Raw genomic sequence first — 15,368 nt, forward strand, 5'->3', positions numbered from 1 at the left:
CAGCTCCTAGCCTTTCATCACATTGACGTCTTCAACAGCGATGGAGCCACGGTTCCGGTGGAACACCACCAGGATCGCAAGCCCGATCGCCGCCTCAGCAGCGGCCACGGTAAGCACCAGCATCGTGAAAATCTGTCCCATCAAGTCTCCGAGGAACGACGAAAAGGCGACGAAATTGATGTTCACCGACAGCAGAAGCAGCTCGATAGACATCAAGATGACAATCACGTTCTTCCTGTTCAAAAAGATCCCGAAGATCCCGATTGTGAACAGGATCGCCGCGACCGACAGATAATGCGACAGACCGATTTCCATGGGCGCCTCGCCGTGCTCCCCTCATTTACCCCAACCGGAAGCCGCACGGAGGAGCGTGCCTGTTTCCGGACTTTCCTAAAGTGACGCGTTCCCGCCGCGTCAGATTCCCTTGCCCGTCTCCACCTTGCGGACCTCGATGGCAGTTTCGCGGGTGCGCGCAACCTGATCCGGAATGCTTTGACGTTTGACGTTCGGCTTGTGACGGAGCGTGAGCACAATCGCCCCGATCATCGCCACCAGCAGCACCAGGCCAGCGACCTGGAAGAAGTAGATGTATTTCGTGTAGAGCACCGAGCCGAGCGCTTCGATGTTGCTCTTGTCGGCCAGATCCGGCGTTGGTTCCGCACCGTGCCTGAGTGCCTCGGGCGCTATGATCCAGGCTCCCAGACCCATCAGAAGCTCGACCATCAATATGAGGCCGACCAACCCGCCGATCGGCAGATATTGCAGGAAGCCTTGCCGCAATTCGACAAAATCGACATCCAGCATCATGACCACAAACAGGAAGAGAACAGCAACTGCACCGACATAGACAACGACAAGAAGCATCGCCAGATATTCAGCGCCCAGAAGCACAAACAGACCGGCAGAGTTTACGAAGGCCAGGATCAGAAACAGAACCGAAGTCACCGGATTGCGCGCGGCAATCACCATCAGTCCTGATGCCAGTGTGACACCGGCAAACAGATAGAAAAAAAGGGCTTCCAGGATCATATCATAGACCTGCCTGTCGAGTGGCCCGTCCGGACCGGAGATGCGGGGCCCGGCCGGATTGCCGGGCTGATGTCGAAGTGTCGGGTATGCTCCTAACGATAAGGCGCATCAATTTCAATGTTGCGGGCGATTTCGCGTTCCCAACGGTCCCCGTTGGCAAGCAGCTTTTCCTTGTCGTAGTAGAGCTCTTCACGGGTTTCCGTTGCGAATTCGAAGTTCGGTCCTTCGACGATCGCGTCCACCGGGCAGGCTTCCTGGCAGAAGCCGCAATAGATGCACTTGACCATATCAATATCGTATCGCGTGGTCCTGCGGGTGCCGTCGTTGCGCCGAGGACCGGCTTCGATCGTGATCGCCTGTGCGGGACAGATCGCTTCGCAGAGTTTGCAGGCAATGCAGCGCTCCTCACCATTCGGATAACGGCGCAGTGCATGCTCACCCCTGAAACGCGGGCTCACCGGGCCCTTTTCGAACGGATAGTTGACCGTTGGCTTCGGCTTGAAGAAGTAACGCATCGCCAGAACGAACGCCGACACGAACTCTTGCAGAAACAGCGATTTGACGGCTTGACTAAGTCCCATCGCTTCTTGCCTCTCTTTCCTCAACCAGCCAGCAGGCTGGCGGCCCAATACCCGACAATCGGGAAACCGATCACCGGAACTCCAAAAATCAGCACGCCCAATGGTGCTTTGTACCTTGCGACAGCACCGCCGTCGCCGCCGGCCTGCCTGTTTTTCATCTCTGCGGCCTGAAGCATTCCCTTCAGGATCTTGTAATCGAGCCAGCCGACATAAAGCCCGATGCAGGCACCGATCACTCCGGCAAGCGATACACTCACGCGGCGCCCGGTGCCCAACCGGTGGCCATCAGCACGGCGGCGACAACGACAACCATCGCCAGCGACAGCGGCAGGAATACCTTCCAGCCAAGGCGCATCAACTGGTCATACCGGTAACGCGGCACCATTGCCTTCACCATTGCGAACATGAAGAAGCCAAGCAGACACTTCAAAATGAACCAGACGACGCCCGGTACCCAGGTGAATGGTGCGAAATCAAACGGCGGAAGCCATCCACCCATGAAGAAGATGGTCATCAGGGCGCACATCAGGCAGATGGCCACGTATTCGCCCAGCATGAACATCATGTACGGCGTCGAGCCGTATTCGACCATGAAGCCCGCAACCAGCTCGGATTCAGCTTCCGCAAGGTCGAACGGCGGACGGTTCGTTTCCGCAAGGGCGGACACAAAGAACACCACAAACATCGGGAACAGCGGCAGCCAGTACCAGTTCAGGAACGACAGCCACGGTACGCCAAGCATTGTCGCAAGACCGGTTTGCTGAGCCTCGACGATTCCCGTCAGGTTCAAGGTTCCAGCGCAAAGCAGCACCGTCACGATTACAAATCCGATGGAAACCTCGTAGGAAACCATTTGCGCCGCCGAGCGAAGGGCCGACAGGAACGGATACTTGGAGTTGGACGCCCATCCACCGATGATTACGCCATAGACTTCCAGAGAAGACACGGCAAAAACAAACAGAACGCCAACATTGATATTCGCGATGACCCATCCGTCCGCGACTGGAATAACCGCCCACGCTGTCAAAGCGAGCAGAACCGAAATCAGCGGCGCGAGCAGAAACAGAACCTTGTTGGAACCATCCGGAATGACCGGTTCCTTCAACACGAATTTCAGCAGGTCGGCAAAACTTTGCAGCAAACCAAAGGGCCCGACCACGTTCGGTCCCCGGCGGATCTGAACAGCGGCCCAGATTTTCCGGTCTGCGTAAAGGATATAGGCGACGATCACCAGAAGCACGACCATCAGCAGAATGCTCTGCATGGCTATCAGGAGGAATTGCCCCAGATAGGTCGTTGTGAAGAACTCAACCATTCCGTCCCCTGCCCCTTATTCAGCCGCTTCCGCCGCTCGCGTTCGGGCGAGCGCCGAGCACTCGGCCATCGTCCTGGACGCGCGAGCGATCGGGTTGGTCAGGTAAAAGTCCTGAATTGCGTTCGCAAAGCCGGCACCATCCATCTTCGCGGACGTGTCGGCAAGCTTTTCAACATCTGCCCCGTCGCCAGGCTCGATCGCATCAATCCCCGTCATGTGCGGATGGGCATCAAACAGCTTGGCGCGCAGCTCAGAAAGCGAATCGAATGGAAGCGTCTGGCCGAGGCTTGCCGACAGGGCCCGCAAAATGGCCCAGTCCTCTCTCGCTTCGCCCGGAGGAAACGCCGCGCGATCCGCCATCTGAACACGACCTTCCGTGTTGACATAGATCGCGGACTTTTCGGTGTAGGCTGCGCCCGGCAGGATCACATCGGCGCGGTGCGCACCCCGGTCGCCATGCGTTCCCTGGTAGACGACGAATGCTCCTTCAGGAACCTCGAGTTCGTCAACACCAAGCAGAAAGAGAACATCGAGCGCGCCCGGTTCAAGCATCGCTGAAGTATCCTTGCCGCCTTCACCGGGAACAAAACCAATGTCCAGCGCGCCCACCTGCGAAGCTTCCGTATGAAGGATGTTGAAACCGTTCCAACCGTCCTTGATGACGCCAAGCGACTTGGCGGCAGCTGCGATATTTGCCAACACCGCTGCCCCGTCGGGCCTGTTGAGCGCACCCTGTCCAACGATGAACATCGGCCGCTCGGCGTTCGCTGGTGCGTGATCGACAAACTGCTTCAAACTGTCCGGTCCGGCCCCAAGATAGGTTACCGGATAGGTCAGGTCGGCGTTTTCGCCAATCAGGCCGATATGAAGATCTCCGCGTGTCCAGCGCTTGCGGATCCGGGCATTGAGAACCGGCGCTTCCTGGCGCGGGTTCGTGCCGATCAGCATAATCGCGTCTGCTTCTTCAATGCCTTCGATTGTCGAATTGAAGACGTAGCTTGCACGCCCGTTCTTGGGATGAAGCGGTGACCCCGGAAAGCGGCTGTCGAGATTTACGGCGCCAAGGCCTTCCATCAGGCTTTTCAGGGCGAACATGTCCTCGACGCCGGCCAACTGTCCGGCGAGCGCACCGATCTTGTCAGCAGATGCTGCTTTGACCTTCTCTGCAATAATCTGAAAGGCCTCAGACCAGGAAACGGGCTGCAGCTTGCCGTTTTTCTTGGCATAGGGCCGGTCAAGCCGCTGCGTCTTAAGTCCATCCCAGATGTAGCGCGACTTATCGGAGATCCACTCCTCGTTGACCTCTTCATTGAGGCGCGGCATCACGCGCATCACTTCCTTGCCACGGGAATCGACGCGGATGGCAGACCCAACCGCATCCATAACGTCAACACTCTCCGTCTTTGTCAGCTCCCACGGGCGCGCATGGAATTCGTACGGCTTGTGCGTCAGCGCGCCGACCGGACACAGGTCAGCAACATTGCCCTGCATTTCCGACGAAAGCGCGGCTTCCAGATATGTGGTGATTTCAGCGTTCTCACCGCGGCCCACCAGCCCCATATCGGTCACGCCGCACACTTCGGTCGTAAAACGAACGCAGCGCGTGCAATGAATGCACCGGGTCATGATCGTCTTGATCAGCGGACCGATTTCCTTGTTTTCAACAGCCCGCTTGTTTTCGTGAAACCGTGAACCGTCGACCCCATAGGCCATCGCCTGGTCCTGCAGGTCGCACTCTCCGCCCTGGTCGCAGATCGGACAGTCGAGCGGGTGGTTGATGAGCAGGAACTCCATCACCCCTTCCCGCGCCTTCTTGACCATTTCGGACTTCGTCTCGACGACCGGAGGTTCGCCATTCGGCCCGGGGCGCAGATCCTTCACGCCCATCGCGCAAGATGCTGTCGGCTTCGGCGGACCGCCTTTGACCTCAACAAGGCACATGCGGCAATTGCCGGCGATTGACAGCCGGTCGTGGTAGCAGAAGCGCGGAACCTCGGCGCCCGCCTCTTCACAGGCCTGTAGCAGCGTATAGTCTGCCGGGACCTCTACTTCATTGCCATCGATGATGAGCTTCGTCATCCGTTGCTCCTCGGTTCCCGTTCCGCTTACTCAGCCGCAACCATGGTCGAAGACGCCTTCGACTTGGCGACATAATCATCGATGCGCTGCTCGATGACCGGCCGGAAATTCTTGATCAAACCCTGGATCGGCCAAGCGGCCGCATCTCCAAGCGCACAAATCGTGTGGCCTTCGACCTGCTTTGTCACCTTGAACAGCATGTCGATCTCCTCATAGGAGGATTCGCCTTTGACCATGCGCTCCATGACGCGCCACATCCAGCCCGTACCTTCGCGGCACGGTGTGCACTGGCCGCAGCTTTCATGCTTGTAGAAGTAGGACAAACGCGCAATCGCCTTGATGATATCGGTGGACTTGTCCATCACGATCACGGCCGCCGTTCCCAGTCCCGATCCCATGCCGCGCAGGGTGTCGAAATCCATCGGCGCGTCTTTGATCTCGTCCGCTGTGCAGCACGGCACGGAGGACCCGCCCGGGATAACCGCCAGAAGATTGTCCCAGCCGCCGCGAATACCGCCGCAATGCTTGTCGATCATCTCGGAGAACGGAACACCCAACTCTTCCTCGAAGGTTGCCGGCTGGTTGACGTGCCCGGAAACGCAGAAAAGTTTGGTTCCTGTGTTGTTCGGGCGCCCCAGTGCCGAGAACCACGCTGCGCCCCGACGCAAGATCGTCGGCGCTACGGCTATCGATTCCACGTTGTTCACGGTTGTCGGGCAGCCATAAAGCCCGACGTTGGCCGGAAACGGCGGTTTCAGGCGTGGTTGCCCTTTTTTGCCTTCCAGGCTTTCCAGCAATGCCGTTTCTTCACCGCAGATGTAAGCGCCTGCGCCATGATGAACGTAAACGTCAAAGTCATAGCCGTTCTTGTTGTTCTTTCCGATCAGACCGGCATCGTAGGCCTGGTCGATCGCCGCCTGCAGGCGTTCGCGCTCGCGAATGAACTCACCGCGCACGTAAATGTAAGCAGCAATGGCGCCCATGGCAAAACCGGCAACAAGGCAGCCCTCGACAAGCGTATGGGGATCGTGACGCAGGATCTCCCGGTCTTTGCAGGTTCCCGGCTCGGACTCGTCCGCGTTGACGACCAGATAGGCCGGGCGGCCGTCAGACTCCTTGGGCATGAACGACCATTTCAGTCCCGTTGGAAAGCCAGCTCCGCCGCGGCCACGCAGGCCAGAATCCTTCATTTCCTGAATGATCCAGTCACGGCCCTTGTCGATCAGGGCTTTTGTGTTGTCCCATTGGCCACGCTTTTTCGCGCCGTCGAGACCCCAGTCATGCAGACCGTAGATATTGGTGAAGATCCGATCCTGATCTTGCAGCATCTCTTCCCCCTAGTCTTCGCTCTTTGAGGAAGCCACTTCACCGGCATCCACACGCTTGGAAAATTCAGTATCCTCACCGGCAGCGAGGATCTTGGCCTGCTCAATCCAGCCGTCACGCTCAATGCGGCCCTTGAACTTGAGGCGGCTGTCCACCCAGGCGACCTCAGCGGGTCCCCAGTTGGCAACCTGATCGAAATGATAGAAGCCGAGCTCATGAAGCGTTGCTTCAAGTTTCGGCCCTACGCCCTTCAATTTCTTCAGATCGTCGGCTTTGCCTTCTCGCGGTCCGGTCAGCGTTTCCGGCGCTTTTTCCGCAATCGCTTCGCTGCTGGCAGGTGCCGCCACTTCTTTTGGCTTTGCGGGTGCGCTTTTTTTCGCAGCTTTCGGCGTTTCTGCGTCTTCTTTCTTCGGCGTGTCCGGCTTCGCCTTTTCGGGAGCTTTTGCTTTTGCTGGAGCCTTGGCCGGTTTTGAAGGAGCGGTGTCCGCTACCTTTTCACTCTTGGCGGCATGCTCGGCAATGACTTTCGCGACAGCATCTTCGGCCGGCGTTGGTACGCCGTCATAGTCGTTCCCACCGGTATTGATCGCAGCACCGGCAAATTCGTGGGACGCCTTTTCGGCGCCGTCGACGACATGTGCCAAAGGCAGCTCGCCCTTGGTGTCGTCGTTCAGCTCGGTCAGGCTGGTCAAGCCCCCCTCGGCCATCGCGAAACGCCTGCCGTTTTGAGGTCCGGGCGTCACCTTGTTGCCCGCCGATATGTCGTCAAGCAGCTTTTCAAAGCTCTCCGGTGTCAGGTCTTCGTAGGTATCCTTGTAGATCTGGACCATCGGCGCGTTGACACAGGCACCGAGACATTCGACCTCTTCCCAGGAAAACATGCCGTCTTCGGAGATCTCGTGCATGTGTTTGGCAATGCGCGATTTGCAGATCTTGATCAGATCTTCAGATCCGCGCAGCTGACACGGCGTTGTACCGCAGACCTGGATATGAGCTTTCTTGCCCACCGGTTGCAGCTGGAACATCGTATAAAATGTTGCCACTTCGAGGACACGGATGTTCGGCATGTCGAGCAAGTCGGCCACGCACCGTATTGCAGGTTCACTCACCCAGCCGTCGTTCTGTTCCTGCGCGCGCCACAGCAGCGGAATGACCGCGGAGGCCTGCCGGCCTGCCGGATAACGGTCGATAAGCTTCTTTGCCCACGCGAGATTCGACTCGGTGAACTCGAAGCTTTCTGGTTGTTCCGCGGCAAGTCTGCGAACCGCCATGGTGTTATCCCCGTCTTGTCACAGTGACCGGAGCCTGAATGGCGGCTGCCGAGGTCAGAATTTGGTCGTGAGCGCGCCGCATCAGCGGTCCACTTCACCGAAAACGATGTCCATCGACCCCAGCACCGCCGAAACGTCTGCGAGCATGTGGCCTCGGCACAAGAAATCCATGGCCTGCAGGTGGGCATAGCCAGGTGCTTTGATCTTGCAACGGTAAGGTTTGTTCGTGCCGTCCGACACCAGATAGACGCCGAATTCGCCCTTTGGAGCTTCAACGGCGGCATAAACCTCGCCTTCCGGAACGTGGTAGCCTTCCGTATAGAGCTTGAAATGATGGATCAGCGCTTCCATCGAGCGCTTCATTTCCCCACGTTTGGGCGGAACGATCTTACCGTCGACAGATGAAACCGGTCCCGTTTCCACTGTCAGCTTTTCAAGGCACTGCTTCATGATCCGGATCGACTGGCGCATTTCCTCCATGCGGATCAGGTAACGGTCGTAGCAGTCCCCGTTCTTTCCGATCGGGATATCGAACTCGAGTTCCGAATAGCACTCGTATGGCTGAGACTTGCGCAAGTCCCAGGGCGCACCCGACCCGCGAACCATGACGCCGGAAAAGCCCCAGGCCCAGGCATCGTCCAGATCGACAACGCCAATATCGACATTGCGCTGCTTGAAGATGCGGTTGTCGGTCAAAAGGCCCTCGATATCATCGAGCGTCTGGAGGAACGGATCACAGAAGTCCCAGATATCGTCGAGCAGATCACGCGGCAGGTCCTGATGCACGCCACCGGGTCGAACATAGGCGGCGTGCATACGTGCACCGCAGGCGCGCTCGTAGAAAACCATGAGTTCTTCACGTGGCTCAAAGCCCCAAAGCGGTGGCGTCAGAGCTCCGACGTCCATCGCCTGTGTCGTCACGTTCAGAAGATGAGACAGGATGCGCCCGATTTCAGAATAAAGAACCCGGACCAGTTGCCCGCGCTTTGGCACTTCGATGCCGATCAGACGCTCAACCGCCATCGCGAACGCATGTTCCTGGTTCATCGGGGCAACGTAGTCCAGGCGATCGAAGTAAGGGACCGCCTGCAAGTAGGTTTTCTGCTCGATCAGCTTTTCCGTACCTCGATGCAGAAGCCCGATATGCGGATCGACACGGGTCACAACTTCACCGTCCAGTTCCAGCACAAGACGCAGAACGCCGTGCGCCGCCGGGTGCTGCGGGCCGAAGTTTATGTTGAAATTTCGAACCTGAGCTTCAGCCATGTTGTGGCCCCTGTTGAGATGCAAACAGTTCCATGACCTGCGCACCTGTCAGTTTCTTGGTCTGGTTGGAAAATGCGAAATTGTCAGGCTTTTCGTCGATGAAGATTTCGGACGTGAATTCGAATAATCCGGGGTCATCGAAAGCGCCAACCGCAACACCTGCATGCGAACCGTCACGCATCTTCCAAAAGAGAGTGGATCCGCACTTTGTGCAGAATTGCCGCATGCCCCACTCTGAGGAATCAAATGTACCCAACTGCGCCTCGTCTTCAACGACAACACTGTCGCAGTTAACTTCCATAAAAGCGCCGCCGCTCCAGCGCCGGCACATGGAGCAATGACAAACACCCATCTCCATCTTGCTCGGGACCGCGGTAAACCTCACCGCGCCGCAAAGACAACCACCTGTCAATTGCTTGCTCATCCCGGCGCCGCCTCAGTTCGTCGTTGCTTTTTCGTCCCCAGGGAGCACGTAGTCGGTGCCTTCCCATGGCGACAGGAAGTCGAACGTTCGCATTTCCTGGTTCAATCGTACCGGTTCGTAAACAACCCGCTTCTTTTCATCGTCATAACGAACTTCAACGAAGCCGGTCACGGGAAAATCCTTGCGAAGCGGATGACCGTCAAAACCGTAGTCCGTCAGAATGCGGCGCAGATCCGGGTGGCCCGTGAACAGAATGCCGTACATGTCGTAAGCTTCGCGCTCGAACCACTCCGCCCCTGGAAACAACGGTGTAAGCGACGCGACTGGAGTGTTTTCATCTGTCTCCAGCTTCACGCGAATGCGCTGGTTCTGAACGGGAGACAGCAGGTGATAGACCACGTCAAAGCGCTTCTCTCGAGCCGGATAGTCGACGCCGCAGATGTCCGTAAGGTTTACGAACTTGCACGAGCTGTTGTCGCGCAGGAACCGGATCACTTCGAGTATGTCGGTCGCATTTACGGTGAGCGTCAGTTCGCCGTACTCGACCTTCCAGGACACCAGGGACTCACCCTTGCCGAGCTCGATATGCTCAGCGAGTTCCTTAAGCGTCTCATCCATCGTGTTCGACCTCACCCCACAGGAGCTATTCAAAAGCGCGCAGCGCTCGTTTTCTTGCAAATCTGCCGCCTCATGGCGGCAAATGTTTTATCTCTCAATTGTGCCCGTACGCCGGATCTTCTTTTGAAGAAGAAGCACGCCATAAAGGAGAGCTTCGGCTGTCGGAGGGCAACCCGGAACGTAAATGTCCACCGGTACAACGCGATCGCAACCGCGAACAACCGAATAGGAGTAGTGATAGTAACCGCCGCCGTTTGCGCATGATCCCATAGAGATCACGTAACGCGGCTCGGGCATCTGGTCGTAAACCTTACGCAGGGCCGGTGCCATCTTGTTCGTCAGTGTTCCGGCCACAATCATGACATCGGACTGGCGCGGAGACGCGCGCGGCGCAAATCCGAAGCGCTCGGCATCATAGCGCGGCATCGACATCTGCATCATTTCGACCGCGCAGCAAGCAAGCCCGAAGGTCATCCACATCAATGACCCAGTGCGGGCCCACTGAATGAGGTTGTCGGTCGATGTAACAAGGAAGCCCTTGTCGGCGAGCTCGTTGTTCACTTCGAGGAAAAACGCATCGTCCTCGCCAACCGGCTTGCCCGTATTGGGGTCAATAATGCCTTTGGACTGCGGTGCGACGAGCGGTTCTGTCGTGGTTAATCCCATTCCAGCGCTCCCTTCTTCCACTCGTAGATAAAGCCGATGGTCAAGACGCCAAGGAAAACCATCATCGACCAGAAGCCATACCAGCCAAGTTCACCAAAAACCGCCGACCAGGGGAACAGGAACGCCACTTCAAGATCGAAGATAATGAAGAGGATGGCCACAAGATAAAAACGTACGTCGAATTTCATACGTGCGTCATCGAACGCGTTGAAGCCGCACTCATACGCCGACAGCTTCTCCGGGTCCGGATTCTTGTAAGCCAGTACAAAGGGCGAGATCAGCAAAGCAAGACCGATCACCAGCGCAATGCCGATGAATACGACTATCGGGACATATTCCCGCAGCAATTCTTCCATGTTCCTCGCGTCCTTGCATTTGGATCCGGACCGGGAGACGGTCCTGAACCTGGGCTTCGTACTCATCGCCCCCTGCCAGAAGATTGCGCTGAGCCCGTCGGCCTATTGAACCAACATGCGAAGGCACGCTTATCTTACGACTTGGTGCAACGCAAGACCCCCTCATGGTCAAACTCTCGCCACACTCAAACCCAATTCGCAGCACGCCCCGCGGACTCAACCATTTCTGCCAGTTTGCACCAAGATAAAATCTCTTCACAAGTGGCTGGCAATTTTGCCGCACCTGCTCTGTCTTACCATGTTCAATCGCCAATCCGGAATGAATCGCTTTCAAACGCAAAAGGTCAACAATTTGAAGAAACTGCTTCCTGACGCCTGCCAAAGAACACAAAGACGCAAGCGGGAGCCGGCACACCGTTCAACGCAAAAGCACCACGCGGTTGGCGAACGGCTGATAAGCACGACAAGAAGACTGGATACGCATCGAGGTGGGAAACCGTGAGTGGCGCGAGTGACGGGGCTCGAACCCGCGACCTCCGGCGTGACAGGCCGGCACTCTAACCAACTGAGCTACACCCGCACATTCACGGTATTTTGCGCCACCCTCGTTCGATCTGAATGACCTGGAGGGAGTGGCGCGAGTGACGGGGCTCGAACCCGCGACCTCCGGCGTGACAGGCCGGCACTCTAACCAACTGAGCTACACCCGCTTCGTTCGGCGATTTGGCGTCGCCGTGAAGTGGCGCTGATGTACGGCGGCTGGAGAGCGAAGTCAAGCGCCGAGATTGACCTATTGTGTCGTTTTTTTAAAACCCGCCCATAGTCGCCAATGCAACGGATAAAAAACTCAAAGCCACTTGTGGAAAATGAATGACGTACCTGGGCGCGGAAACATCCGAAGACACGCATCGACTATCGGGTTTTTTCATTTTTTTCAGCCGTTTAGATCCAGAGTTTCCGCTCGGGACCCAAAAAACGCAACTGGACGTCAACCGCACTGCAGAACGGCAAACAAAGCAGATTTGCTTCGCTCAGCGAAATTCAAAACTGGTATGTTTTTGAGAGAGAATGGTGGGCGATGAGAGACTCGAACTCCCGACATCTTCGGTGTAAACGAAGCGCTCTACCAACTGAGCTAATCGCCCTCAACGAGGTGAGACGCCTTTTAGGGGCTCCGCTCTGGCTTGGCAAGACCTAAATTCCACAATCTGACTGTTCATCGCAGCTTTTGGATGAGCATTGCCTCAAGGCCCACAGCAGGCATCCCTTCTGCGACGCAAAGCCAATTCTCTACGAGCCTGCCGCGCTTTACCCTCATTCTTTATAAAGCTTGTCTGAGTGCTTTGAAAAATCTGGTGCAGGCATCAGTCACTGCGTGCGACCAGCTGATACCTACCGGCTGTCACTCAATCAAGCCCAAGGTGAATTGATTTCGGACAGCGGGTATCAAGAAACACGGCAGCAAACGGAACCTCAACAAAAAGCCCCGCTCCTGAAAATCAGAAACGGGGCTTTCGAGACGACTGTCCCGATCGCATGCAATTATGCGTTCACAGCGTCTTTCAGACCTTTACCAGCCTTGAACTTCGGCGTCTTAGAAGCCGGGATCTGGATCGTTTCGCCGGTCCGCGGATTGCGGCCTTCAGTTGCTGCACGGGCGGAAACAGTAAAGTTACCAAAACCGATGATGCGGACTTCGTCACCGCTTTTCAGCGTTTCTGTGACTGCGTCAAAAGTTGCGTCAACTGCTTCGCCCGCCTGCGCCTTGGTGAGGCCGGTCTTTTCTGCAACAGCTGCGATCAGATCGTTCTTATTCATAGCAGATACCTTTCTAAGAAACGGCAGATTGCCGACGATTCCTGTCAGCGCCGTTGCGCGAAATTCGGGCGAATTGAAACGAAACGCAAGTGGTTTTTTCGCAGAAAACCGCCATTTTGACCGATTATTCAAAAGAAAAGCCCCGGAATCACCGGGGCTCGTCCTTTTGTGCAGTGCAAATTAGACTTTAGTGGGCCAATACGCCCGACTTATCCTTGTCCGACTCACCTGCTTTGGCAGCCGCTTCAGCGGCACTTTCGTCCCACTCGATCGGGTCCGGCAAACGCACGAGAGCGTTTTTCAGAACCTCTTCCATTCCGGAAACCGGAATGATCTCGAGCGAGTTCTTGACCGAGTCCGGGATATCCGCAAGGTCCTTGGCGTTGTCTTCAGGGATCATGACAAGCTTGATACCGCCACGAAGTGCGGCCAGCAGTTTCTCCTTGAGACCGCCGATCGGAAGCACCCTGCCCCGCAAAGTGATCTCGCCGGTCATGGCAACATCCCGGCGAACCGGAATTCCTGTCATGGTCGAAATCACGGCAGTCGCCATTGCGATACCCGCTGACGGACCATCCTTGGGCGTTGCGCCTTCCGGTACGTGCACGTGAATGTCCCTCTTGTCGAAATTCGGGGGTTCAATCCCGAAATCAACCGCCCGCGAACGGACATAGGATGCCGCTGCTGAGATGGACTCCTTCATCACGTCCTTCAGGTTGCCGGTAACGGTCATCTTGCCCTTACCGGGCATCATTACGCCCTCGATCGTCAGCAGCTCGCCGCCGACTTCCGTCCAGGCAAGCCCCGTCACGACACCGACCTGGTCCTCAAGCTCAGCCTCGCCATAGCGATAGCGCGGCACCCCGAGGTAGTCTTCCACGACCTCGGGCGTGACCGTGATGCTTTCCTTGTCGCTCATGAGGATGTCCTTGACAGCCTTACGGGCAAGTGTCGCCATTTCGCGCTCAAGGTTACGCACGCCTGCTTCACGCGTGTACCGACGGACAACGAACTGAAGAGCGTCGTCTTCGATCGCGAATTCGCCTTCGCGCAAGCCGTGATCCTTCTCCGCCTTCGGAATGAGGTGACGCCGGCAAATCTCGACTTTTTCTTCTTCCGTGTAGCCGGCAATGCGGATGATCTCCATGCGATCCATCAGTGGACCCGGGATGTTCAGCGTATTTGCCGTGGTCACGAACATCACGTCCGAAAGGTCGTATTCGACCTCCAGATAGTGATCCATGAAGGAGGAGTTCTGTTCGGGATCAAGCACCTCGAGCAGCGCCGATGACGGATCCCCGCGGAAGTCCATACCCATCTTGTCGATCTCATCGAGCAGGAAAAGCGGGTTGGATTTCTTTGCCTTCTTCATCGATTGGATGACCTTGCCGGGCATCGAGCCGATATAGGTACGCCGGTGACCGCGTATTTCGGCCTCGTCCCGCACACCGCCCAGGGACATGCGCACGAACTCGCGTCCCGTCGCCTTCGCGATCGACTTTCCAAGCGATGTCTTACCGACACCTGGAGGGCCCACCAGACAAAGGATCGGACCGCGAAGCTTGTTGGCCCGGCTTTGAACCGCCAGATATTCGACGATCCGCTCCTTGACCTTTTCAAGACCGTAGTGATCGGTATCGAGAACCTTTTCCGCAAGCGCAAGATCATGCTTGACCTTGGACTTCTTGTTCCAGGGGATGCCGATCAGCCAATCCAGATAGTTGCGCACAACGGTCGCTTCGGCGGACATCGGGCTCATCTGCTTGAGCTTCTTGATCTCTGCAGCTGCGCGCTCACGCGCTTCTTTGGTGAGCTTCGTCTTCTTGATCTTTTCTTCAAGTTCCGCGACTTCGTCGCGCCCGTCTTCGCTGTCACCGAGCTCTTTCTGAATGGCCTTCATCTGCTCATTCAGGTAGTACTCGCGCTGCGTCTTCTCCATCTGGCGCTTGACCCGCGAGCGGATGCGCTTTTCGACCTGAAGAACGGAAATCTCGCTTTCCATCATGCCGAGCACGCGCTCAAGGCGCTCGGAAACAGACACGACGCCCAGGATCTCCTGCTTTTCCGGGATTTTGATCGCCAGGTGCGATGCGATCGTATCGGCGAGTTTGGAATAGTCGTCGATCTGGTTGACCGCTCCGAGAACTTCCGGCGACACTTTTTTGTTCAGCTTTACGTAATTTTCGAATTCGGAAACGACCGAACGCGCGAGGGCCTCAACTTCGATATTCTCGCCATCGCGCTCGGGAAGCACGGTTGCCGAGGCTTCAAAATAGTCTGACCTGTCAGAATACTCTCCGATCTGCGCGCGCGCGCCACCCTCGACCAGCACCTTTACGGTATTGTCGGGCAGTTTCAGCAGCTGAAGAACGGTGGCAAGGGTTCCGACGTTGTAGATCTGGTCCGGGTTCGGATCGTCGTCCGCAGCATTCATCTGTGTCGCCAGAAGAATGTGCTTGTCGGTGGTCATCACCTCTTCAAGCGCCTTGATCGACTTTTCGCGACCTACAAACAGCGGCACAATCATATGAGGGAAGACGACGATGTCGCGCAGTGGCAAGACGGGATAGACAGCAGTGCTGTCCGGATCTGTGGCGCGGATTTCTGCGTCGCTCATTA

At 56.7% G+C, this 15,368-nt stretch carries 15 protein-coding genes and 3 tRNA genes; all 18 read right to left on the bottom strand.

The features are described 5' to 3' along the window. Nucleotides 1-6: 6 nt before the first annotated feature. The 18 genes from nuoK to lon all read right to left on the bottom strand — a co-directional run bounded on the left by nuoK (nt 7) and on the right by lon (nt 15,366). Nucleotides 7-315 (bottom strand): NADH-quinone oxidoreductase subunit NuoK, encoded by a 309-nt coding sequence (gene nuoK / locus ABVF61_RS00200; protein ID WP_029063407.1) that lies wholly within the window; start codon nt 313-315, stop codon nt 7-9. Nucleotides 316-414: 99 nt separating this feature from the next. Further along, the gene (locus ABVF61_RS00205; protein WP_353991538.1) at nt 415-1,029 is read right to left on the bottom strand and encodes an NADH-quinone oxidoreductase subunit J; all 615 of its coding nucleotides are present in this window, start codon (nt 1,027-1,029) and stop codon (nt 415-417) included. A 92-nt stretch (nt 1,030-1,121) separates the two neighbouring features. Beyond that, on the bottom strand, nt 1,122-1,610 hold the full coding sequence (gene nuoI, locus ABVF61_RS00210; protein WP_353991539.1) for an NADH-quinone oxidoreductase subunit NuoI: 489 nt from the start codon (nt 1,608-1,610) through the stop codon (nt 1,122-1,124). A 20-nt stretch (nt 1,611-1,630) separates the two neighbouring features. After that, nucleotides 1,631-1,867, bottom strand: coding sequence for a hypothetical protein (locus ABVF61_RS00215; protein ID WP_353991540.1), 237 nt, complete (start codon nt 1,865-1,867; stop codon nt 1,631-1,633). Then, nucleotides 1,864-2,925, bottom strand: coding sequence for an NADH-quinone oxidoreductase subunit NuoH (nuoH, locus tag ABVF61_RS00220; protein WP_353991541.1), 1,062 nt, complete (start codon nt 2,923-2,925; stop codon nt 1,864-1,866). Before nuoH ends, ABVF61_RS00215 begins: the two co-directional genes overlap by 4 nt. 15 nt (nt 2,926-2,940) lie before the next feature. Beyond that, entirely contained in the window at nt 2,941-5,004 is a 2,064-nt protein-coding gene (nuoG, locus tag ABVF61_RS00225) for an NADH-quinone oxidoreductase subunit NuoG (RefSeq protein WP_353991542.1), read from the bottom strand. Between the two features lie 26 nt (nt 5,005-5,030). Further along, a complete protein-coding gene (nuoF, locus tag ABVF61_RS00230) occupies nt 5,031-6,332 on the bottom strand; it encodes an NADH-quinone oxidoreductase subunit NuoF (RefSeq protein ID WP_353991543.1) in 1,302 nt (433 codons plus the stop codon). 9 nt (nt 6,333-6,341) lie between these two features. After that, the gene (locus ABVF61_RS00235) at nt 6,342-7,601 is read right to left on the bottom strand and encodes an NADH-quinone oxidoreductase subunit E (RefSeq protein WP_353991544.1); all 1,260 of its coding nucleotides are present in this window, start codon (nt 7,599-7,601) and stop codon (nt 6,342-6,344) included. An 81-nt stretch (nt 7,602-7,682) separates the two neighbouring features. Then, nucleotides 7,683-8,867 (bottom strand): NADH-quinone oxidoreductase subunit D, encoded by a 1,185-nt coding sequence (locus tag ABVF61_RS00240; RefSeq protein WP_353991545.1) that lies wholly within the window; start codon nt 8,865-8,867, stop codon nt 7,683-7,685. Then, the gene (locus ABVF61_RS00245) at nt 8,860-9,291 is read right to left on the bottom strand and encodes a GFA family protein (RefSeq protein WP_353991546.1); all 432 of its coding nucleotides are present in this window, start codon (nt 9,289-9,291) and stop codon (nt 8,860-8,862) included. Before ABVF61_RS00245 ends, ABVF61_RS00240 begins: the two co-directional genes overlap by 8 nt. Before the next feature lie 12 nt (nt 9,292-9,303). After that, nucleotides 9,304-9,909, bottom strand: a complete 606-nt coding sequence (locus ABVF61_RS00250; RefSeq protein WP_353991547.1) for an NADH-quinone oxidoreductase subunit C — start codon at nt 9,907-9,909, stop codon at nt 9,304-9,306. Nucleotides 9,910-9,996: 87 nt separating this feature from the next. After that, nucleotides 9,997-10,575 (bottom strand): NuoB/complex I 20 kDa subunit family protein, encoded by a 579-nt coding sequence (locus ABVF61_RS00255; RefSeq protein WP_299484012.1) that lies wholly within the window; start codon nt 10,573-10,575, stop codon nt 9,997-9,999. Continuing rightward, a complete protein-coding gene (locus ABVF61_RS00260) occupies nt 10,566-10,931 on the bottom strand; it encodes an NADH-quinone oxidoreductase subunit A (protein WP_299484141.1) in 366 nt (121 codons plus the stop codon). The genes ABVF61_RS00255 and ABVF61_RS00260 overlap by 10 nt, the downstream gene beginning before the upstream one ends. 503 nt (nt 10,932-11,434) lie before the next feature. Further along, nucleotides 11,435-11,511, bottom strand: a tRNA-Asp gene (locus ABVF61_RS00265). Nucleotides 11,512-11,564: 53 nt separating this feature from the next. Further along, nucleotides 11,565-11,641 (bottom strand) — tRNA-Asp (locus tag ABVF61_RS00270). Between the two features lie 359 nt (nt 11,642-12,000). Continuing rightward, a tRNA-Val gene (locus tag ABVF61_RS00275) sits at nt 12,001-12,076 on the bottom strand. Between the two features lie 397 nt (nt 12,077-12,473). Further along, on the bottom strand, nt 12,474-12,749 hold the full coding sequence (gene hbs, locus ABVF61_RS00280; RefSeq protein ID WP_155190222.1) for a non-specific DNA-binding protein Hbs: 276 nt from the start codon (nt 12,747-12,749) through the stop codon (nt 12,474-12,476). Between the two features lie 187 nt (nt 12,750-12,936). Beyond that, nucleotides 12,937-15,366 carry an endopeptidase La gene (gene lon, locus ABVF61_RS00285; RefSeq protein ID WP_353991548.1) on the bottom strand — a complete coding sequence of 810 codons (2,430 nt, stop codon included), beginning with the start codon at nt 15,364-15,366 and terminating at the stop codon, nt 12,937-12,939. Between the last annotated feature and the right edge of the window lie 2 nt (nt 15,367-15,368).

The sequence above is a fragment of the Roseibium sp. HPY-6 genome (assembly GCF_040530035.1).
Taxonomy (GTDB): domain Bacteria; phylum Pseudomonadota; class Alphaproteobacteria; order Rhizobiales; family Stappiaceae; genus Roseibium.